Source organism: Maricurvus nonylphenolicus (assembly GCF_042854845.1).
GTDB lineage: Bacteria > Pseudomonadota > Gammaproteobacteria > Pseudomonadales > Cellvibrionaceae > Maricurvus > Maricurvus nonylphenolicus.
On record NZ_AP031498.1, the window covers coordinates 306,072 to 326,995 of the forward strand.

22 protein-coding genes are annotated in these 20,924 nt (G+C 49.3%); 11 read left to right on the top strand and 11 right to left on the bottom strand.

Going from position 1 to position 20,924, the window contains the following annotated elements; translation table 11 throughout:
- Positions 1–5 precede the first annotated feature (5 nt).
- The 4 genes from ACGHZ6_RS01405 to ACGHZ6_RS01420 all read left to right on the top strand — a co-directional run bounded on the left by ACGHZ6_RS01405 (position 6) and on the right by ACGHZ6_RS01420 (position 2,672).
- Positions 6–596: a DUF3365 domain-containing protein gene (locus ACGHZ6_RS01405; RefSeq protein WP_390616991.1), complete on the top strand. Its 591-nt coding sequence runs from the start codon at positions 6–8 to the stop codon at positions 594–596.
- Positions 597–634: 38 nt separating this feature from the next.
- Positions 635–1,432, top strand: a complete 798-nt coding sequence (locus ACGHZ6_RS01410; protein ID WP_390616992.1) for a hypothetical protein — start codon at positions 635–637, stop codon at positions 1,430–1,432.
- Between the two features lie 41 nt (positions 1,433–1,473).
- Positions 1,474–2,112 (top strand): SGNH/GDSL hydrolase family protein, encoded by a 639-nt coding sequence (locus ACGHZ6_RS01415; RefSeq protein WP_390616993.1) that lies wholly within the window; start codon positions 1,474–1,476, stop codon positions 2,110–2,112.
- A 65-nt stretch (positions 2,113–2,177) separates the two neighbouring features.
- A complete protein-coding gene (locus ACGHZ6_RS01420) occupies positions 2,178–2,672 on the top strand; it encodes a pyridoxamine 5'-phosphate oxidase family protein (protein ID WP_390616994.1) in 495 nt (164 codons plus the stop codon).
- An 89-nt stretch (positions 2,673–2,761) separates the two neighbouring features.
- Here the strand turns inward: ACGHZ6_RS01420 and ACGHZ6_RS01425 are convergent, their stop codons facing one another.
- Entirely contained in the window at positions 2,762–3,202 is a 441-nt protein-coding gene (locus ACGHZ6_RS01425) for a MaoC/PaaZ C-terminal domain-containing protein (protein ID WP_390616995.1), read from the bottom strand.
- A 137-nt stretch (positions 3,203–3,339) separates the two neighbouring features.
- Between ACGHZ6_RS01425 and ACGHZ6_RS01430 the strand changes: the two genes are divergently transcribed.
- Positions 3,340–3,579: a DUF1059 domain-containing protein gene (locus ACGHZ6_RS01430; RefSeq protein ID WP_390616996.1), complete on the top strand. Its 240-nt coding sequence runs from the start codon at positions 3,340–3,342 to the stop codon at positions 3,577–3,579.
- 100 nt (positions 3,580–3,679) lie between these two features.
- The gene (locus ACGHZ6_RS01435) at positions 3,680–4,582 is read left to right on the top strand and encodes a sterol desaturase family protein (protein ID WP_390616997.1); all 903 of its coding nucleotides are present in this window, start codon (positions 3,680–3,682) and stop codon (positions 4,580–4,582) included.
- Positions 4,583–4,622: 40 nt separating this feature from the next.
- On the opposite strand, the gene ACGHZ6_RS01440 is transcribed toward ACGHZ6_RS01435, so the two are convergent.
- Positions 4,623–5,531: a LysR substrate-binding domain-containing protein gene (locus ACGHZ6_RS01440; protein WP_390616998.1), complete on the bottom strand. Its 909-nt coding sequence runs from the start codon at positions 5,529–5,531 to the stop codon at positions 4,623–4,625.
- An 83-nt stretch (positions 5,532–5,614) separates the two neighbouring features.
- Complete coding sequence (locus tag ACGHZ6_RS01445; protein ID WP_390616999.1) at positions 5,615–6,787, bottom strand: phytanoyl-CoA dioxygenase family protein; 1,173 nt, start codon at positions 6,785–6,787, stop codon at positions 5,615–5,617.
- Between the two features lie 94 nt (positions 6,788–6,881).
- Here ACGHZ6_RS01445 and ACGHZ6_RS01450 point away from each other — a divergent pair, with 94 nt between their 5' ends.
- A complete protein-coding gene (locus tag ACGHZ6_RS01450; protein ID WP_390617000.1) occupies positions 6,882–7,556 on the top strand; it encodes a TetR/AcrR family transcriptional regulator in 675 nt (224 codons plus the stop codon).
- A gap of 47 nt (positions 7,557–7,603) precedes the next feature.
- Here the strand turns inward: ACGHZ6_RS01450 and ACGHZ6_RS01455 are convergent, their stop codons facing one another.
- Both ACGHZ6_RS01455 and ACGHZ6_RS01460 read right to left on the bottom strand, forming a co-directional pair.
- A complete protein-coding gene (locus ACGHZ6_RS01455) occupies positions 7,604–8,092 on the bottom strand; it encodes a hypothetical protein (protein ID WP_390617002.1) in 489 nt (162 codons plus the stop codon).
- Positions 8,093–8,116: 24 nt separating this feature from the next.
- Entirely contained in the window at positions 8,117–8,992 is an 876-nt protein-coding gene (locus tag ACGHZ6_RS01460) for a metal-dependent hydrolase (protein WP_390617003.1), read from the bottom strand.
- A gap of 181 nt (positions 8,993–9,173) precedes the next feature.
- On the opposite strand from ACGHZ6_RS01460, the gene ACGHZ6_RS01465 reads away from it, so the two are divergent.
- Positions 9,174–10,214, top strand: a complete 1,041-nt coding sequence (locus ACGHZ6_RS01465; protein ID WP_390617004.1) for an AraC family transcriptional regulator ligand-binding domain-containing protein — start codon at positions 9,174–9,176, stop codon at positions 10,212–10,214.
- Here the strand turns inward: ACGHZ6_RS01465 and ACGHZ6_RS01470 are convergent.
- On the bottom strand, positions 10,211–11,356 hold the full coding sequence (locus tag ACGHZ6_RS01470; protein WP_390617005.1) for an ABC transporter substrate-binding protein: 1,146 nt from the start codon (positions 11,354–11,356) through the stop codon (positions 10,211–10,213). The two genes, ACGHZ6_RS01465 and ACGHZ6_RS01470, sit on opposite strands and share 4 nt — an antisense overlap.
- A gap of 392 nt (positions 11,357–11,748) precedes the next feature.
- Between ACGHZ6_RS01470 and ACGHZ6_RS01475 the strand changes: the two genes are divergently transcribed.
- The gene (locus tag ACGHZ6_RS01475) at positions 11,749–11,991 is read left to right on the top strand and encodes a hypothetical protein (RefSeq protein ID WP_390617006.1); all 243 of its coding nucleotides are present in this window, start codon (positions 11,749–11,751) and stop codon (positions 11,989–11,991) included.
- A gap of 209 nt (positions 11,992–12,200) precedes the next feature.
- Here the strand turns inward: ACGHZ6_RS01475 and phbB are convergent, their stop codons facing one another.
- The 3 genes from phbB to ppk1 all read right to left on the bottom strand — a co-directional run bounded on the left by phbB (position 12,201) and on the right by ppk1 (position 16,981).
- A complete protein-coding gene (phbB, locus tag ACGHZ6_RS01480; protein ID WP_390617007.1) occupies positions 12,201–12,923 on the bottom strand; it encodes an acetoacetyl-CoA reductase in 723 nt (240 codons plus the stop codon).
- Between the two features lie 292 nt (positions 12,924–13,215).
- Positions 13,216–14,796, bottom strand: a complete 1,581-nt coding sequence (locus tag ACGHZ6_RS01485) for a hypothetical protein (protein WP_390617008.1) — start codon at positions 14,794–14,796, stop codon at positions 13,216–13,218.
- A gap of 70 nt (positions 14,797–14,866) precedes the next feature.
- Entirely contained in the window at positions 14,867–16,981 is a 2,115-nt protein-coding gene (gene ppk1, locus ACGHZ6_RS01490; RefSeq protein WP_390617009.1) for a polyphosphate kinase 1, read from the bottom strand.
- A gap of 189 nt (positions 16,982–17,170) precedes the next feature.
- On the opposite strand from ppk1, the gene ACGHZ6_RS01495 reads away from it, so the two are divergent.
- Together ACGHZ6_RS01495 and ACGHZ6_RS01500 are read left to right on the top strand one after the other, a co-directional pair.
- On the top strand, positions 17,171–18,067 hold the full coding sequence (locus tag ACGHZ6_RS01495; RefSeq protein ID WP_390617010.1) for a Dyp-type peroxidase: 897 nt from the start codon (positions 17,171–17,173) through the stop codon (positions 18,065–18,067).
- 191 nt (positions 18,068–18,258) lie between these two features.
- Entirely contained in the window at positions 18,259–19,122 is an 864-nt protein-coding gene (locus tag ACGHZ6_RS01500; protein WP_390617011.1) for an SDR family NAD(P)-dependent oxidoreductase, read from the top strand.
- On the opposite strand, the gene ACGHZ6_RS01505 is transcribed toward ACGHZ6_RS01500, so the two are convergent.
- Together ACGHZ6_RS01505 and ACGHZ6_RS01510 are read right to left on the bottom strand one after the other, a co-directional pair.
- On the bottom strand, positions 19,119–19,892 hold the full coding sequence (locus tag ACGHZ6_RS01505) for an SDR family NAD(P)-dependent oxidoreductase (RefSeq protein WP_390617012.1): 774 nt from the start codon (positions 19,890–19,892) through the stop codon (positions 19,119–19,121). The genes ACGHZ6_RS01500 and ACGHZ6_RS01505 overlap by 4 nt on opposite strands.
- Positions 19,893–20,038: 146 nt before the next feature.
- Positions 20,039–20,923: an alpha/beta hydrolase gene (locus ACGHZ6_RS01510; RefSeq protein ID WP_390617014.1), complete on the bottom strand. Its 885-nt coding sequence runs from the start codon at positions 20,921–20,923 to the stop codon at positions 20,039–20,041.
- Position 20,924 lies beyond the last annotated feature (1 nt).

The window sequence follows — 20,924 nt, forward strand, 5'->3', positions numbered from 1 at the left end:
GGAATATGGGTAAACATCGTAAATCATGGTTTGTGGCTACGACAGCTGCGGTAATTTCGTTGAGTCTATCTGTTGTAACCTTGGCGAATACAGAGAGCGAAAATACTGCTGCACTTGAACGTGAAGCCGTCAGTATCGTCAAACGTTTTGCAGGAAAGTTAAAGCCGCAGTTAAAACAGGCAATAACAGCCGCCGGATTTGAGCATGCTATTAATGTGTGTTCAGTGGAGGCTCCTAAGATAGCCCAAACCTTAAGTGAAGAAACCGGCTGGGAGGTCAAGCGGGTAAGCCTAAAGGCCCGCAACAATGCCAGCGCTACTCCCGATCCATTTGAGCGCGATGTATTGAATAGTTTCGATCAAAGGCAGCAGGCAGGCGAGGCGCCAGCCACAATGAAACATGCTGAAGTTGTTGCTAATGAGTTTCGCTTTATAAAAGCGCAAGGCGTAGAAGGGCTGTGCCTTAACTGTCATGGCAAAAGTATTGCTCCCGAGGTGCAGAAGGTACTGGATAAACACTACCCGGATGATATGGCAACGGGCTATCTGTTGGGGCAGGTACGTGGTGCCTTTAGCCTGACGAAAACGCTTGAATAGTCTATTGGCTAAACTGGTGAAAGGTTTGTAGGGAAACAATGAAATATTTCAAATATTGGGTTAAAGAACCTTTTCATATCACTATCGATGGTAAATCCGAGCGGATTGACATTCTCTCTGGTTCCAATGTTTCCAGTCAGGATGCAAGCGATCAAGCTCAAGCGTGTTCCAGGCAGATTGAGGATCGGATTCAACATGGTGGCCGTAAGGATGATGACTATGAAACCCCCATTAAAGAATATGTTGATGACATTATTGATGACGCCAATGTTATTACGATCTGCCGTTATGGGGCCAAGATCTTAAACACCAATCAATATACGGTGCTAGATCTGGATGATTACCCCATCGATTTTATGGATATCTTTAAGTCGGTAAGAAAATTACCCAAAAAAGAGCGTATTGTTCATAAGTTTCTACAGCGTATTAAGAAATATCCAGAAATTGGTAGTGATTTCAGAATCTACGAAACTGCCAAGGGAATCAGAGTTATAGGCAAAACCTATATAGATCCTTCTATGCGAAGCTTTCAGTCATTTATGCGAAAGTTTGCCGTAGACTGGATCTATATAGCCATGTGCAAAAAGCAGAATTGTTACAGGGCACGGCTCACCCCTAAACCCTATCGAATGCGATTCAAAACAATCAAGGTGAAATCACCTTTGGATTGTGAGCAGCAGCCATATCTGGATTGGCAAAAAGACTACCACAATGAATCTGGTAAATTCAGTGTCGTTAAGTTGGTTCAGTCTGTGGGTAATGACTTTTCCTATGAGCCGGTTATTAAGCTTCATGATGAGATGTGTGGAGCTGTTTGTGGACGGCGTTTAGCATAAATATCCGTAATGGAGCCTAAAAGGAAGCAGGTATTAAGGCCATGGATCAAATTCTCATATATTCCGATAGCCTCACATGGGGCATTATTCCTGATTCCAGGCAGCGCCTGCCGTTTGATAAAAGATGGCCTGGTGTTTTTGAAAATACCCTTAATCAACTAGGTAATAATATTCGAGTTATTGAAAATTGCCTTAATGGAAGAAGAACCGTATGGAGTGATCCCTTCAAAGAGGGGCGAGACGGTTCGCAAGGGTTAGCGCAAGTTATCGAGATGCACTCCCCGTTAAAGTTAGTGATTCTGATGCTGGGCTCTAACGATTTTCAGTGTACACACAGCAATAATGCTTGGCTGTCAGCGCAGGGAACTGCAAAGTTAATTCAAATTATCAAGCAAGCACCCATTGAGCCCGGTATGCCTGTTCCTGAGATTATGGTTGTTGCGCCACCGCCTATCATCGAGCCGAAAGGGGTCATTGCTAGTAAATTTAATGGCTCGGAAAAGCGTTGCGTAGGTTTGGCTTCTGAGCTTGAGGGGATCGCTAAAGAGAGCTCAGTACATTACTTCAATGCTGGAAATGTTACAGAAGCCAGTGCTGTAGATGGTATTCATTTAGATGAAAATCAACATAAAGTACTAGGAAAGGCCATAGCTTATGAAGTGGTTGATATCATGGGATGATAGCGAAAACCTGTATCCAACGGGGGGCTATTGGTATTAAAGTCAAAATGGAGAATATATCAGTTATGGAAATCGAAAAGCACTGGCCAAATATTTTAAAAGTTCTACGCGAGGGAAAGAAGTCAAATCGTTTTTTCTCAATAGCCACAGTAAACGGTGACGGCACTCCTCATGTGACACCTATAGGTCATGTTTTTTTCAATGATGATATGACCGGTTACTATTTTGAACAGTATTCCGAAGTTATGCCAAGGAACTTTGAGTCGAACAACAATATTTGCCTGATGTCAGTAAATAGCGACACGTTTTTCTGGCTAAGGTCTCTATTCAGAGGGAATTTCTCCATGTCGCCAGCAATTAGGCTTATGGGTACGGTAGGAGAAACTCGAGAAGCCAGCGCAGAAGAGATAGAGAAACTCAAGAAAAGTATATCTATTACGTCTGGCTTAAAAGGCCATAAACTATTATGGAATAATCTAACTAAGGTTAGAGATATGCGGTTTACGGCATTCTCTCCTGCAAAGTATCCTGTTATGTGTGAAGGGTTGTGGGCAGAGTAGGTTTAGTAAATAAAAATTTACGGGGACAGCTCTAGGGGCTGATCCCGTTTATACAGATTTTGCCAAGAGAGGCAGAGAGCCTCTGGTGGTTAGCGCCTTTTTACCAGAACACTACTCTTCATGGAAAACACCAACACATCATCCTGATTAAACATCTTGTGCTGCCAGGTCATAACGCCACGGCTAGGGTTGGAATCCGATGGGCGGGCTTCGATGGTTTCGACTTCTACTCGCACGGTGTCGTTTGGCATCACCGGGCGATGGGTCTTGGCTTCGTCAAAACCCAGGCCAGCGATCATGGCGGGCTTTTTATGTTCGGGTAGTTGATTGCATAGCATCGACATCACGGAAAACAGGTGTGCAGTACAGGCGATTACATCGCCAAACAGACCGGCCTTGGCGACGTCTTCGTCAATATGAAACGGTTGTGGATCCCAGCGGCTGGCCATATCGATGATTTCTTCACGGGTTATCAGGTATTGCGGTGTTTCCGCTGTTTCACCGATACTGAGATCTTCCAAAAAACGCATATGCTTGGGACCCTGATTGGTTGCTTGGGGTGGTGAGTAGAGTGTACTAGGCTTTAGGTCAGTTTACTGCCGAGCGGCAGGACAAATTAACAGGATTAACAGTCTATTGTCTATTTAGGCTCACAATACAGGGAGATATGATGAAAACCATGACCTGCCGCCAGTTAGGCGGTGCCTGTGATCTGGAGTTTCACGCCAATACCTTTGAGGAAATGGCAGAGCTGAGCAAACAGCACGGTATGGATATGCATAAGCGCCAGGATGCCGCCCACCTGCAAGCTATGCAGGAGATGCAAGCCCTGATGCAGGATCCTGAGGCCATGCAGGCCTGGATTGAATCCAAACGCCAGGCGTTTGAAGACTTGCCCGAGCACTAATATCACCGCTATCAATATTTTATATATTGATTATCCGTTAGCCCGGGGCGTTACTGAGCAGTAGCATTTTCCTCATGATAAGTTGTTAGGAGGAGAGACCTTGGATATTTCATTATTGTTCAACGAGGCGGTGGATAGCACCTCGGAACGCATGGGGCTGATTGCTGGTGTTGTTTTAATTAGTCTGATTGGCTACGAGTGGCTCATGGGACGCTATCGCGATGGCCGTAAAACCCGTGAAGACTGGGCCATGGGGTTTATCTCCATTGGTATGTTGGCGGTGGTACAGCGGCCGCTACTGATGGTGATTATTTTTCTTGGGCTCAGCGCACTATTTCCTGCCGGGGCCGAGAGCTTGCGCTGGTTGGAGCTGGAGTACTTTTGGCCCACCATTATTGGTTATTGCCTGATTGATGAATATCTTCACGGCCGTGCCCATTTGTTTGCTCATGTGGCGCCGGTGGAAACGCCCTGGCTACGCAAAATCCAGAACTTTTATAAACGCGCTCATCGCCCGCACCATCAGATTGGTGGCAATGACGGCCGTGGTGAATTAAGCGTTACCCACACCTATGTAGAGCACTGGGGTTGGTGGTTGATTTTACCGAACTATTGGTTTGGTATTATTTGTCTGTATTTTGGTTTGTATGAAATTTTCTTCTGGGGAACTCTGGTAAAAACCCTATGGGGCATGCATGTGCATACCAACTGGGGGCATAGTTACGATTTGTATTTATTAAATCACTCTAATGCCTGGGTAAGAAAACTCACCTATGCGGTTTGCCACGTGTTTACCTTGCCGAACATGCATCACCAGCATCACAGCCGCAGTCAAAACTCGGCGAAAAATATGACTAACTTCATTTCCGTATTTGACTGGCTACTGTGGGATACTCTGGTGATTGAACAGCAGCGACCCGAAACCTACGGTTGGCGACAAACGCCCCGTGAAGAACACAGTGCCCTATACCGTTACTTTCACACCAACTTTAAAAATCTTTAGTAAGTTTGTTGTAGACCTTAAATATTACCCTGCCTGTAGGTTATGACGGCAGGGTAATATTCATAAGTTTTTCTTTTAACCAGCGATGTGCCTGGTCACGATTCAGGGCTTTATGCCAAATTAAATACAATGGCAGTGCACCTATGTCGATGGGGAAATCAAATCGCTGTAAGTCATAGGCGCGACAAAAGCGTTTGGCGGTTTGTGTGGGCATGGTAGCGAGGGCATCTGACTGCATCACCAGCTCAGGCACCAGTGATAGGTGTGAGGGCTGAGCCAACATTTTTCTCACTAAGGGTTGCTTGGCTTCCAGAGCCAGATCAAGCATGGTGGTTTGGCCATCGTGGCGGGTAAAAATAATATGCTGCTCGTTAAGGTAGTCGTCCAGCGTAAGATTGTTTGCAAGTCTTGGGTGTTGCTTGCGGGCAATGACCGACAGATTTTCTTCAAATACCTTGTGGCATTCAAGCTGCGGATCATCGCTCGGCTTTAAATCAAAATAAAAATCCATTTGCGCTTTGCGCAACTGCTCAAGGTTTTCTTTACGCTGGTTGGTAAAGGATTGCAAGGTCATCTGGCTGCCTTCGGCTTGCAGCATGGCAAGCAATTTGGGCAGTAAAACCGGTTCGATAAAATCATTAAGGATTAGTCGAAAGCAGCGACTGGAACTTGCCGGGTCAAAACTGTCTTCTTCAGCCAGTGCCAGCCTGATGGATGCCAAACCATCACGCACCGGCTGTGCCAATTGTTGCGCCTTCGGCGTGGGTTCCATACCTTCGCGGGTGCGAATAAACAAATCATCTTTAAAGGTTAAGCGTAAACGCGCCAGTGCGTTACTGGCGGCCGATTGTGACATGCCGAGTTTGTCGGCCGCCCGTGAGAGTTGTCGCTCTTCGAGCAGGGCGTCAAACAGAGTCAGTAAATTTAAGTCTACGCTTCTTAAGTTCATGCTCGAAGCCTAGCACAGCTTGTGTGCTTGGTTAACGGCGTCTGCCGGTGGCAAGACGCCAATAGTTTAAGGATTTGTAAAGTTTAAATACTTAAATCATGCAGGTTGTAATCCTTTAGCGAGGTTTTGGCTGTTTCATCCCAGGTAAAGGTCTGATGAGATTCCACGAAGGGTTGGTAGCGGTAGGCCTCTTCCGCTGGATAGCGCTGCTTGCGTGCCTCGATAGCATAACCGAGAACTTGTGAGCGCTTGGCAATTAATGCTGCGTCGTAGACTTCTGCCTGGCTGTGCATGCCAGCCCCCATCACACCCAGCACAGATGAGCGACGGTGAAAACCAAAGTTGACGGTGACCCGTGGTTCGAAACCCGAATTGGGGAAAGAGCCGTGAACCAGTTGGCGGTTGCAGATCACCACATCACCGGGGTTGCAGACTAAAGGTACCGTTCCTTCGATACGCTCACTACCCGATTCCTCTACCAGCTTGGTGATATCTATCTTGCCAAGCTTGTGGCTGCCAGGTAATACCCACACGCCGTTCACTGCGGTGCTGCCGTATACCTGAGCCATAAAGTTAAAGCCGTGAATACCTTCATCGAAGTCATTGCTGTCCCAGTGGGTATTGCCATCCTGGTGCCAGGATACGGCGGCCCCTATGCCGGGGTCTTTGATAAACAGGCTTTCGTGGAAGGGGGCAAAGTCCTTGCCGTTTACTGCTTCGGCCACTTTAAGCAATTCCGGGTGAGCGTAGGCTCGCAAGCAGGCGTCAGAAAATTGCAGTGAACCCATCAATACAAAAGGTACGTCCTTGGGGGCATCGCTATCGGCTTCGGGTTCGTAGAGTTTGATCTGGTGACGGCCATTGGCCAGATCGGTGCCGCCCAGAGGGTCACCCAGGGGCTTGGCCCAAATCAGGTTGAGTGACTGGCAGTCGGCACCCAGGGCAGGCTTGCCGTCGGTGGTAAGCTTGCCAAAGGGCTCGGCAGGGAAGGTCTTTCGCATGGCCTCCAGGTCCTGTTTGATGTCCTCCAGCTCGTCTTCCTGTAAAACATCGGTAAATACGTAAAAGCCGTAGCGGGAGTAGGCATCGAGTATGTCCTGGGCCAGATCGCCGTTGGCGTCAAAGCGAATAGGGCCGCGGTTATCCAGCGCGTAGGCCTGTTTTTCGCCTTCCAGCAGGTAATTACGCATGGCATCGGCCTGCTCGCCATAGCGCGCGGCGCAGGCCTCAATTGATTTACGGGTATCTTGCTTCATAATGTAATCTCTCTCTTACAGTTTTTATGGTTAATAAAATTTAATGCATAATAAAAACTGTAGTCAAGGCTATTTGTGAGATTTAGGGTGAAAAATGAGTAAATCAGGGGTGGCAAAGGGCAATAAGACCCGTCAGGCCAATAAGGAAATGCGTCGGCAGCGGATTTTGGGTATAGCTCGCGAGTTGATTGCTGCCCAGGGTTTTGAGGACTTCACTATTAGTGATCTGGCGGCCAAGGCTGAGGTGTCCATCCCCACCATTCACAACCTGTTTGGTAAAAAATACGATATTTTTCAAGAACTTTGCGGCGAAATGGTGGTGCGCATTGGCGAGGTGGTCAGCCAGCCGGAGCTGGTCGATCCTATTGAAGCCGCCGAGGCCTTTATCGATAATCTGCTCGATCTCTACCGCAACGATGAAGCTTTCTACCGTGCAGCCTTTGTAGCGGGTGAGCGCACCAAGCTGTTCGAGCATGAACTTCCGGCGGGCATCTTTAACAAATCCCTGGATATTGCCAAACAAATCTGTGCCTCGGCGGTGGAGCACGGTTATCTGCAGGGCAATATCGATACTGATTGGCTGGCTGAGCAGCTATTTGGCTGCCAGCGATTGGCGCGGCAGGATTGGGTTAATGGCTACATTGATCTATCCCGCTATCGCACCCAGGTACTGGTGGGGATGTTTATGACCTATGCTGCCGATGCCACGCCCGAGTTTCACCAACGCTTGCGCGATTGTATTGCCCAGTTGATCCAGGCTGAGCAATAAACGCAGTGACAAGCTAAAACCCAGTTATGCCGCCAGCTGATTGTGATTTAACGTACTTCCCCGCCGGGTCGCAATGTTTTTACGGCAATCGTAATCACTGCCACAAACGCGATAATGATGCCGATATAAAATAAAAAGAATGCCGTATCGCTGGCCAGGTTGGAGCTGGCGTTGAACGCAAGTCCTCTGGCGTTGGGGAAAATAGGGTCTATCGCCGAGGCGATAACAAAGGTCCAGGCAACGACAATCATACCCACTGAAATCCGGTAAATACGTTTGATATAGGGCTGTAGAAGGGGAATAACCGCAGCCATAATCCACAGCATTAAACCGTTGGCAATACCTTCCAGATGAGCCATGCGCCAGGCATCATAGGTGCCAGGAAACTGGTATTTTATCGTGCCGGGGAAGGGCCAAACGGTGACTTCACCCAATAAAAAGAATAAAAAACCGAAGCCGATAATAAAGCCCAGTAATAAAATTAGCGCGCCATGGCCCAGTAGCAGGCGTTGTGCATTTTTTAAATCGTTGTTCATCTTAAGTCCCCTTATCTGATTAAATTAGGAAAAACTGGCGCTGATATTGGTGGTGTCCAAAATCGCAAATTCGTCGGTATTGCTGTCGTAGCGTGCAATCCAGTCCAAACTCCATTGCGGATCTTTTACTTGCGACGGGTGGTGGCCCGGCAGGCAGGCTACAATCATCGGTGGTAGCATATTGCGAAAGAATCGAGTGGTCATTTTCAGGAGCTTCCAGCGTGAACGCAGGTTGTTCCATAATCCATCCTTTTTGAGCATGGCCTGGTAGGCGCGGCGGCTGTGTTTAATCACGTGCAGGGTGGCAAATATCACACCGTAAACACGGTAAAAATAATGGCCATAAACGGCGTTGTAGGCATCGATAGCTACATTTTTATGTTCGATCTCTTCAACAAAATGCCAGAGGACCAGGGAAGCAACTCGCGAATCAGCGTGGCCAAATAAATATTCACGATCATTGATCAGCCAATGGGCTACCCCTAATGCCATGGATTCAAAACCGGCGGCATAAGCGAGGTTGAATTTGTGCGAGCGGTTTTTCTCAAAGTCATCAAATTCCTGTTTCATTTGTCGCTCGATATTGGTCAGCTCGGCGTAGCCTTTTTCAATCAGTAGGTCATTAAACTTACGGTGTTGTTGGAAGTGTTGACCCTCCTGGCCGATATAGAGTTTTACGTCTTCTTTTAAGGTTCCCGAGTCAATAAGCGGCAAAGACTTACGCATAGTTCTAATGAGGTAGGGTTCAAGGAAAGGCATGGCCAACGATGTGCCGTTAACCATATGGCTCCACTCAGGTTTATCCGGGTTCCAGTGCGGGTCTATATCGTTTGGAAATTCAAATGGCATTTTGCGAACAATCATGTCCGGCTTGTCCGTGGTCTTTGTGATGCTGCTCATGGGCTCTCTCTGCTTTTTTATGGGTTTGCAGATATGTTAGAGATGGCTTGGTGGTTAAAGAGGGTTAATCGTCGTCATTAGGGGGTTATTTATTGACTTGCTGGGGTTAAATATTGCCAGTAAGGGGTTATTTGTTGACGTTTTGGGCTAGGCTAACGGTATGTCCCTGGGGAAAGGCGTTATGAGTCTTGATGAAGACAGCTTGTTGATACCGGCCAGTTACTCTCGCATTATCGCGCGCGAGTTAAATTTGCAGGAGCGGGAACTGGAGCCCTTGTTACGCGGTACTGGCTTACCTATAAATATCCTTCTGCCCGGTGATGAGGCTTATATCACTGCGCAACAGCAAATGCGTGTGCTGGACAATGCGCAGCATATTTTGGGTTCGCCGGAGATCGGCCTGCGACTAGGCAGGCAATTACAGCCCTCTTCCCATGGCCCCTTGGGGTATTTGGTATTAAGTAGCCCGGATGTGATTACGGCGCTGGAATCCTTCGCAGATTTTTTACCGTTGCGTTTACCTTTGGCGAGTGTGCAAGTAGATCTTGATGAGCACTACCTGACCTGCATTCTTGAAATAAGAGTTTCCGCCAAGCCCAACGTGCTGCGTATTATGCAGGAGTGCTTTGCGTTAATGATTCAGGCGGTCGTTGAATCTGTATTGGGGCGGGAGTTAACTGAGGCCAGTATTGAGCTGCAACATGCTCGACCATCCCATAGCGACTGTTATGGCGATTACCTGCATTCAGCGGTGCATTTTTCTCAGACTGTTAATCGGGTACAGATGCCGGCGGTGTTAGCGCGTAAGGCGAATGCCTCGGGTCATTCGGACAGTTATTCTTTGTCGCAGGACCATTGCTGCCGCCTGCTTGAGCAGATACCCGTGTCTGCAATGTCGACTACCGATCAGGTGCGTCGATTATTACTTTCCCATCCGGCAGGCTCTATCACCGAAGCGGATGTGGCTCGTGAAATGTTTGTCTCCAAGCGAACTCTGGCTCGGCGGTTGGCGGAGGAGGGCAGTAGTTACCGTACGATCTCTGAAAAACTGTTGTCGGAACTGGCTGTACGTCACCTGCGAGAATCGAACTTTTCGATAGATGCCGTTGCAGCGTCATTGGGTTATTGTGATGCAGCGGCTTTTCGTAAAGCCTTTCGTCGTTGGTATGGCCAGACGCCATCACAATACCGGCGTGATAAGTTGTTAATGCCCATCTCTTAATAACCAAGTCTTAATGTCTTGCCGAGACTGAATTGGTAGTTCTTTAATTCGGGATTGTACGTTTTACTCATGCCCCGGTAATCCAGTTGTTGCCACTGGCGGGTTTGCAGTACTGGCAAATAGTCTTGAATATTATCCCGCGTGACCGCTTCAAAAATTTTGCGCTGCTGATAGCTTCCACCGTCATCAATAAAATCCCGGCCGTGGTGGTAATCGTAAAGCATAATCAGGCTCCAGCCCGCTGTCATAAAATGCCCGCCAACCGAGGCATACAGGTCGCCATTTTGTAGTGCCGTGATTTCATCCTGATCCCAATTAATACTGGCAATATTCACTTTTTGTAAGCGCAGAGATTGAGTGGAACCCTTTAGGGCTCCCAGCCCCATGGCGCCGTTGGCGGCCCAGATAAGATTAATGTCCGGATGACGGCGTAACAGGCCGGGGGTACGCTGTTGGGGAATATCGTAACGCCACTCGCCGGGCATGATGTATTGCAGTTTGGCTGAGGGATGTTCTTGCAGTGCGCGCTTCAACCCTTTGACGCGTAACAGTGAAGCGGAGGTAACATCGTCTCCACTAAAAGCCAACAGCCTTGCAGGTTCGCCTTTGAGGCTGGTTATTAATTTCTTCGCGAGCTGGTAGCCGGCGAATTCATTATCGGGTACGAGAGCACCGAGCCAGTGTTTGTGAGTCTGTCTGGGCTTGGGCTGTAAGTGCAGAGTCTGGTTGTAATGGTTATAGGCCAGAAAAAACGGAATACCGGCTTTATCGATAGCATCGAATATTGGCGTTAAGGCAAAGCGCTCGTTAACCAGTAACAGGTAATCCGGTTTTTGCGGGCGTTTGAGAATATCCTGCACCAATGCTTGTAAGCGAAAGGCGTTGCGCTCAGCGTGCAAAATTTCCAGTTGAATATCCAGGTCTTCAGCGACAGCGTGAGCAAAGCGGCTGGCCTCGGGCCAGAAGTGACCCGTGGGGTTGTCCAGATTGGCGTGGCCGGGGTTAATAAACACCACGTGCATGGGGTTTGCCATTAGGGCTGAGCTGTTGCAAAGCAGGTAAAGTAATACGATAGCAGGTGGCCAGAAACTTCGAAGTAATGCGTTTAGCTGCACAGGCTCATCCAGTGTGATTCCAATCATTGTGTGTAAATCTGTAGGAATAGTGTAATGCATGTCGGTAAATGGATGCCAATGCGGTGCATGGTGTTGATTGTGACGTCATGCTTGCCATTCAATAGTGCACATTGGGGAGGCTTGAATAGCTGTAGTAAAAACTGAGTTTCGCGGAGGATGGGTTTTTATAATTGGTTGTATGAGATAAGTAACATGGCGCAGCTGATTCCTCTAAGTTGCACAACCTGCTATAACATTTTGAAATAAGAGGGCCATATTCTTTGGGCTGGCCTGTTCCTTGCTGTCACTCATATGTGTCAGGTGAAAGTTTGCTGACGTTGCAACAAGACGTCACACAGACGTCATCTAGCTCTGCTAACCTGACGGCCATTAGCGACGCAATTAACGAGGAAGGAATCATGCGCGTACGTATCGAAGTAGATTTGTCTGCCAAGGAAGCTCAAGAGTTAATCGAAGGAAATCTTCACGCTTTGCAAAAGCCTGTTAAAGAGGCGCTGAGCTGTGCCGGTCAGGATGAGCTGGTAGAAGAGTTCACCGAAATGTGGTCACAGGCCAAGCCTGTCGTGAATCAATCTGTTTCCCTGTATTGTCAGGCGATGGATGAGGCGATGCAGATGTTTTCGCCGAATTCTGTAAATTAATTTTTCTTAGTTCAAGTTTTTGTTGCTCAGTTCTTCTTAACTGGGGTCAGACCCGTAGGGTCTGACCCCGGCTTTTCCCGTACCCGGAATTTGTCTCGGCTCGGGGTCTGACCCTGCGGGTCAGACCCCACTTTAATAGAACGATCTTTTTAGATATAAAAAAGCCCCAGCAAAGCTGAGGCTAAACGATTAAGCAAGCAATTTCCTTCTTACAACATATATTGTCCACCGTTTACGGAAACAGTACTGCCCGTAATAAAGTCTGCATCATCATCAATCAAAAACAGTACCGCACGTGCAATATCTTCCGGCTTACCCAAACGGCCTACCGGTACCGTGCTGATAATTTTTTGCAGAACATCTTCCGGCACTGCGCGAACCATATCGGTATCGACATAACCTGGTGCGATAGTATTAACGGTAATGCCGCGGCCGGCATTTTCCTGGGCAACGGCTTTGGTGAAACCAATGACGCCGGCTTTAGCAGCGGTGTAGTTGGCTTGACCGTACTGACCCATTTGGCCGTTAACCGAGCTGACATTTACGATGCGTCCAAACTGACGCTTGCGCATGCCTTTTAATACGGCGCGCACCGTATTGAAGCAGGAATTCAGGTTGGTGTTGATTACGGCATCCCAGTTTTCAGCGGGCATTTTATGCAGGGTACCGTCACGGGTAATACCAGCGTTGTTGATCAGAATTTCAATGGGGCCCTGTTCGGCTTCGATTTGGCCGATGCCGTCGATCACTGAGCCCATATCGGATACGTCAAAACGGTAAGCAGGGATACCGGTCTTTTCAGTGAAATATTGCGCTACACGGTCGCTGCTGCCGTAATTGGCCACAACTTTATAGCCTTTGAGTTTTAACTTTACGCAGATGGATTCACCAATACCGCGGGTGCCGCCAGTTACTAATGCCACTCTTCCCATAGGGAATCTCCTTGTCGATATATTGTCGGTCGGCCAAAAAGCCATTGATCCGCCCGTCACTGCTGCGGATGTCGAATACTTATGCACAGTTGAAAAGTTATTCACTGGCATGTTGGTTGTTGCAATTTGTTTGCCAGAAAAATTTATCTATTGTCTTGCAATGCAAGTGGTACAGAAGGAGTGATTGCCAACTCATCTGTGGGGATAACGTAGAGGATTTTTCTTACAATTTAATTAAGTTGCCGTAAGAAATATATTGAGAAATGAACTGTGGATAGTTATTGGCAGCTGTTTAAACTAACTGCCAATCAAGATCAAGCTGCAGGTTTTGCCAGTTGCTTTTTTCCTGCTGAAGGTCGGCATCCAATAAACATTGCAATGATTGCCATTGCTTGTCGAACTGAATGGTTAACCCGGTGGCTGAGACGCTAAAGGTTAAGTTGCGAGTATCAGTATGGCGGAAGCGGCTGAGCATCACCGAGATTCTGAATGCAGCGATTAAACGCCAGATATCTTTGGCGTTGTATTGCTGGTACAGCGGCTGCTCTTCGGTTTTTAAACTCTTGCGGTGATTCAGTAAGATAAACGCCAACGTTGCCTGCTGTTCGTTATTAAAGCCCGCCATAATGGCATGTTCAATAATATACGCACTATGGCGATGCACACTTTGATAATTTATATGTAAGCCCACTTCATGCAGCTGAGCGGCCCAATTCAGTAGCTGTGAATAGTCGTCGTGTGTCAGCTGCCACGGGCCTTGCACCAGGTCAAATAACTCCTGAGTCAAGAGTCCTACCCGTTGCGCGTGATGCGTGCTGATATCAAATCGGGCTGCGATATTGGCAACACTTTGATGACGAATATCACAGTGATTCAGTCGCGCTTGCATATCCTGCAGCAGCCCTTCACGCAATGCCGCATCGCCATAAAACAATTGGTCGATTTCCAATAAATCAAAGGCGGCAATCAACACGGCCAGGCCGCCACACAATACCGGTGCACGATCAGGGGTAACGCCAGGCAGATTGATTTGTTCAATGTTGCCACAGGTGATCAGGTGAGTGCGAAGGGTGTTAAGGGTATCTAGTGTCAGGCGTCCATCAGACAATCCCATGGCCGCGGCGCACAGGCTGAGGGTTTTGATGGAGCCGGAGGTGCCGATTACCCGTTGCCAGCCCAGGCGCTGGTAGGATTGTAATAGCGGTTCAAGTTGTTGCTCGGCGTCGATGATGGCCTGTTGGAAGCTGGCATCGTCAATAGCGCTGTCGGCAAAGTAGCGCTTGGTTAAACTGACACAACCCATCGCACAGCTGTGTACGATCAGCGGTTCCTGATCTTCCCCAATGACCAGTTCGGTGCTGCCACCGCCGATATCGATCACCAGACTGCGGCGGTCAATATGTTGATCCTGGTAAACGCCCTGATAAATCAGGCGTGCTTCTTCGGGGCCGGACAGGATTTCTATCGGGTAGGGGAAGTGGGGTTTTAGCTGTGCGAGTAGCTCATTAATGTTCTTGGCGGTACGGAAGGTATAGGTGCCGACAACACGTACGTCATCCGGTGCGATATTTTCCAGCACCTTGCCAAAGGCGGTCAGGGTTTCCACGCCGCGAGTAATGGCATCGTTATCAAGTTGCTGTTGTGGGTCCAGTCCGGCAGCCAGGCGCACTTTGCGCTTTTCCCGGTGAATGATCTTGCAGGTTTGGCCCTCTTGGCTGTGGCTGAGTTCTGCCAGAATCAGGTGAAAGCTGTTGGAGCCCAAATCGATGGCGGCGATGGTGCGGCGCTGTGGGTCGTTGTTATCCGTCAGGCGGGCTTGAGCCTTAAGGTCTGGTTGGGGTGGTACTATTTGGGGCTGAGCGTTTTTTGCCACGTGTGTATCTTATTTCGCTTTCTTGCTTGTATTTGGCTTGGCGCCATCTGCCGCAGCTCTCTCAGCTACTTTATGCCTGCTCCTGTTGCAGCAGATATTCGTGGGTGGCTATCTGAGCGCGGTATTTTCTTTTACTTCCCTTAGGGGTATACGGGTTTGACTGGTTTTTGTCAATGATTCGCGCTTTGCAGTTGTCGTTTAGCTGAATCTCGATCAGGTCGATAATGCGCTGTTTGATGGCCTCATCGTAGATGGGCACACCCACTTCAACCCGGTTGTCGATATTGCGCCCCATCCAGTCACCCGAGGTAATAAACACTTCTTGCTCGCCCTGATTGTGGAAGATCATCACTCGACTGTGCTCCAGGAAGCGGTCGACGATGCTGATGATATGAATGTTCTCGCTGGAGTCTTTAATCTGGGTTTGCAGGGTGCACATGCCGCGCACAATCAGTTTGATCTCAACGCCGGCCTGGGCGGCATTGCACAGATGCAGGCTAATCTCATCGTCGCAGAGGTTATTGACCTTCACGGTAATGGCCGCTGGCTTACCGGCCTGGGCATGTTCGGTTTCCCGGTCGATCAGTTGCAGTAATCGCTCGCGGCTGTTGATCGGCGAGACAATTAAATGTTTAAACGGGTAACGGCGATAGCTGTGGTCGATAAAGTTAAAGACCTGTTCTATTTCGCGGGTGATTTCCGGGCGGCTGGTAAAGTAGCTCAGGTCGGTATAGATACGCGCATTCTTCTCGTGGAAGTTACCGCTACCAATATGACCATAATGGCAGGGGCCGTTCTTTTCGGTGCGGGTAATCAGGCACAACTTGGCGTGGACCTTCAGTGTTGGAATGCCAAAACTTACGCGAATGCCGGCACTCTGCAGGCGCTTGGCTTCAGTGATATTGTTGGCCTCATCAAAGCGTGCGTGCAGCTCAACCACGGCAGTGACCTGCTTGCCGTTGCGTGCGGCATCACACAGGGAGCGCAACACGCGAGAGTTATTGGCAACCCGGTAAAGGTTGATGCGGATATGGGTCACCTTGGGATCAAAGGCGGCCTGGCGCAGCACTTCAGTAAAGTGGTCAAACGACTGGTAGGGGTAGTGCAGCAGAATATCCTGCGCGTGTATTGCATCAAAGACGTTATCGGCAGTGGCAAAAGCACGGCAAGGTACTATGGGCAGGGCCGGGTGTTCCAGGCTGTCGCCGCCAACATTGGGGAAGGCAATAAAGTCTTTGAAGTTGCGGTAGGGGCCGCTGGGTAGCAGTGAGTCGTGTGAGCGCAGGTTGAGGCGATTGCGCAGAAATTTCACCAGGGTTTCTGGCATGGCCTCGTCGTGTACCAGGCGCACGGGCTCGGCGCTCAGGCGGCTGCGCAGGCCTTTGGACAGTTTGTCCATGATGCTCTGGTCTATCTCACCGCTGAGGTTGATTTCCGCATCGCGGGTCATCTTAAAGGAGAAGGCAGCAATACTGTCGAATTCAAATACGCCTTCAAAGACTTCCGGCAGGCAATGTTTGATGGCGTCATCGAGCAGGATAAATTTCTTGCTGGCACCAGATTCAGAGCTAGAGCCAGGCAGCAGGATAAAGCGGCTGGTGGATTCGGTTGGTACTTCCAGGACCGCGTGTTCAATGCGGTTGTCGCGCTGCATTTCCACTGCCATGTAAAACAGGTCGTCATTCAGACAGGTGGCCAGATCCATGCCCGGGTGCACAATCAGCGGTGCCATATGGGGGCGGATATTTTCCTGGTAGTAATTTTTTAACCACTGGGACTGGAATTTGGTCAGTTGCTTGTCGCTGGACAGGATAATGATGTTCTTTTTGGTGAGATCTTTTTTTAGATCCCGATAAATACGATCGAACTGGCGGTTGAGCTGCAGTACCTTCTTTTGGATATCTTGCATTAACTGCTCGTCGTCCTGCGCATCACGGGCATAGCTGTGCAGCAGAATACGACGGCGCACATCGGCCACCCGCACACGGAAGAATTCATCCATATTGTTGGAGAAGATGCCCAAAAACCGCACTCGCTCAATCACCGGGTTGCTGGTATCGGCAGCTTCCTGCAGGACGCGCTCGTTAAATGACAGCCAGCTGAGTTCGCGAGGTACACTCAGGGCTCGCACCTCTAGGTCGGTATCTGGCGAGGAAGAAAGTGTATCGGTCGTTATTGGTGTCATAAACAGCATCCCTAAAGGCTAAATCTCTAGGGCGTGTTAACTGGCCCTGGCAACAACTGATTTTATGAAGGCAGGATGACAGAAATATGTCAGCCGGCAGGTGTATCGACGCTGGTACTGAAAAGGTGTGTTGGCTAAGATAAACAGGCCCCAGTACACTGCATGACTTCAGCGCAAAGGAGATAGCGTATGGCAACCCCTCAGGCAGCAATTCTCAAAGGTCCCCCCGAACAGGCCCGGTATTTAATGTTCGATATTCGCGCTGGGGCCACAGCTCCCGAGGATATACGGCAAATTTTGAGCCAATTGTCTGCAGAAATTGATGGGATTACCGCGGCGGTGGGTATTGGTGCTCCCCTGGTGAGTTATCTTGATGCTGAGGTACCGGGATTAAGATCCTTCCCGGCATGGAGCGGTAAAGGTGTGACCGGTGTGGCACGTCAATCCTGTTTGTGGCTCTGGCTGCGAGGCAGTGATCAGGGCGAGCTTATGCACCGTGCCCGACGTTTCTGTCAGCTATTGGCGCCGGTATTTATCGCTACCGATGAGGTACAGGCATTTAAATACAAAGAGGGCCGCGACCTGACCGGCTATATCGATGGCACCGAAAATCCCACTGGCCAGGATGCCATTTCAACTGCCATCATCAGCAATGGCAATCCCGACATGGAAGCCTCCAGTTTTGTCACAGCCCAGCGCTGGCTGCACAATTTTTCTGCCTTTGATGCCATGTCGCAATCGCAAAAGGACGACGCTATTGGTCGTCGCTTAAGTGATAATGAGGAATTTGGTGACGCGCCTGCTTCGGCACACGTAAAGCGCACGGCGCAGGAAAGTTTTGATCCCGAAGCCTTTTTATTACGCCGCTCCATGCCCTGGAATATGGGCGGCGACAGTGGTTTACAGTTTGTGGCTTTTGCTCATACGCTGGATGCCTTTGAGGTTCAATGGCGGCGCATGCTGGGCCTTGAGGATGGCGTCTGTGATGCGCTATTTCAATTCAGTTGTGCCATCAATGGAGCGCACTTCTGGTGTCCCGGTATTGTTCAGGGCCGACTTAACCTAAAAGTATTAGGTGTCGAGTAAGTATTTTGTGGCACGTTAGTCGCGTGCCAATAGATTGATCTAGTTGATTAGCCGTAACTTCTTTATACTGTTAACCAATCGATGGTGACTTATCGATTCCCCTTCTATTCTTATAAAACAAATAAAGGGGGGGAAGCTGCTTCAGCTCTCCACTAATTAGCCTATTTATCAATGGAATGAGATAAATACATATGGATGCAACCAAGCATATCTGGATCACTGGTGGTACCAGTGGTATCGGATTGTCGTTAGCCAAACACTATTTGCAGCAAGGCCACAAGGTGGCGTTAACCGGTTTGGAGATTGAAGCGGTTAGTGCATTGCAATCTGCCTACCCTGAGCAGGTTACCTATGTGGCTTGGGACGTTTCGCAACTGGCCGATATCGATCTGGTGTCGGCGCAATTACAACACAGTCTCGGTCATCTTGATGATGTGATTATCTGCGCTGGCATTTGTGAGTATGTGTCGGTTGACGGTTTTGATGCCGATGCCTTTGCCCGCGTTATGGCCGTTAATTTTCAAGGCGCGATCAATACCGTTGCTGCCGCCTTGCCGCTACTTCGCCGCTGTGTTCAGATGGGGAAACAGCCGCGCCCCTTGGTGACGGTTATTTCAAGTTTATCCAGCTGGGTGCCGGTGAAACGTGCAGGCGCTTACGGAGCCTCCAAGGCTGCGCTGCGTTATGCCATTCATAGTATTAAAGGTGAGTTGGTCTCCGAAGGTATCGATGTCAGCGTGATTCAACCGGGTTTTATTGATACGCCATTAATGCAAAAACTGCCGCCATTGAAAGGCTATAGCATGATGACTGTAGACAGCGCGGTTAAGCGAATAATTAACGCTATTGAGCGTCGTGTAACGGAGTACTGTTTCCCCAAAAATCTGTATTGGCGCCTGGGGTTTGTTTCCATTTTACCCATGAATTGGCAGTTGCGGATTATGGGGGGAAAACAGAAGACGCAGAATAATCTGGTACCGCCACCGCAAGAACACATTGATGTGGTTGTACCGGAAAAACGTTCTGCGTCAGTTGTTAAGGTTGTTGAGACTTAGTCTTCTACATTCGAGAAATGTGTGCCAGCGGTCAGTGCGCCATCCACGACCATGGGGCAGCCGGTGACGTAACTGGCTTTGTTGGAGGCAAGCCAAACCACGGCATCGGCAACTTCCTGTGGGGCGGCGCCGCGGCCCATAGGCATCATGGCCGTCAGGGCCGCGTACTCATCAGGGCCCAGAGTGGTCTTGGTCATATCGGTTTCAATAAACCCTGGGCATACGGCTACACAGCGGATGCCGTCTTTGGCGTATTCCAGAGCCGTTGCTTTAGACAGACCAACGACACCATGTTTAGCCGCGGTGTAGTGCGGAATACTGGCCATGCCCATCAGGCCATCGACTGAAGCGGTATTGATGATCACACCGCTTTGGGCTGCCTTCATGGGTTCCAGTGCAGCGCGGGTGCCGTAAAAAACGCCATTGAGGTCGATATCGATAACCTGGCGCCAGTCCTCCAGGGTTTGTTTGCCGGTACGAGCGCGGTTTCCTGCAATACCGGCGTTATTGAAAATGACGTCGACTTGGCCGAAGCGGTCCATAGTGGCATCGATCATGCGCTGGCAAGCATCGGCATCAGCAACGTCGACTTGCAGAGCCAAAGCGTCATTACCTAATTCTGCCGCAAGCTTTTCAACCACTGCCAGATTGATATCGGCGAGCACCAGCTTGGCACCTTCTTCGGCAAAGGTGCGAGCCGTGGCTTCACCAATACCTGCCGCAGCGCCAGTGACAATCACAACTTTATCTTGTAAACCTAAATCGGCCATTTTCTTCTCACTCTATAGTTTCGCTCTTTGGGTTCGTAATAACGATGAAAACGATTGAATCGTTATATTCAGAGTAAGAGGTGAAGACGCTGCGGGAATACACCCAAAGGGGTTAAAAAATTAACCCCTTACATTTATTTAACGGTTCAGGTTTGGATTTGTTGGCCCAGAAAATTCAGTTGGTGACTAATATTGATCTCAAAGTCATCATCGAAGTAGGGTTTGAAGTGATCGGCATGCAGGGTGATTAGCTGGCCCAGGGGAATTCGCTCGGCCATGGTTTTAACCAGGTCGTAAGGGATTAGGCTGTCTTCTGTGGCGGCCAGAATCAGGGCGGGGCAGCGAACTTTCTGTGCGTTATAGAGCGGGTTATAAAAAGGCAATTGCAAGGCGATACGCGCGGGTACCGCATTTTGCCAGTGCGGATCATTGTCGCTGAGGCGCCTATAGTTGGGATAACACTCATCGGTATCAAGCAGGGCTCGCTTGCAGTCAGCGGCAACGACCGGGTAGGTGACTGGCGCTAATCCCAGCAATGCTTTGAGTGCATCAAGCATGCCGTGTAGCGACAGGCTAAGCGCATGGGCTGGCGCCATGGTGCGGGTTAACGCAAGCCCAGATACAAAAGGTACCTGGGCGATAAGCCCTGCTATCGTGTGATCCTCCGCGGCAATACTCACCACATGGCCGCCACTGAAAGAGCTGCCCCAGAGATAGATTTTAGAGGGGTCGACCTGTTGATCCTGACGTGCGTGGCTAATGGCTGCTCGCCAGTCTTCCAGTTGGCGCCAGGGGTTAATGTGCTGGCGCGGTTTGCCGTCGCTATCACCAAAACTGCGGTAATCAAATAACAATACAGCAAAACCCGCTGCACAGAAGCGTTCCGCAAAGGCAGGCAGGCGGAAGTTGCGCTGTCCGGCGAAACCGTGGGCCATCACAATGGTGGGGTGGGGGTGATGGCAATCTGGGCGATAAAAATCGGCGGCGCAACGGGTTTTGTTGGACCGAAATTCAGTACTTTCTATTTTCAAA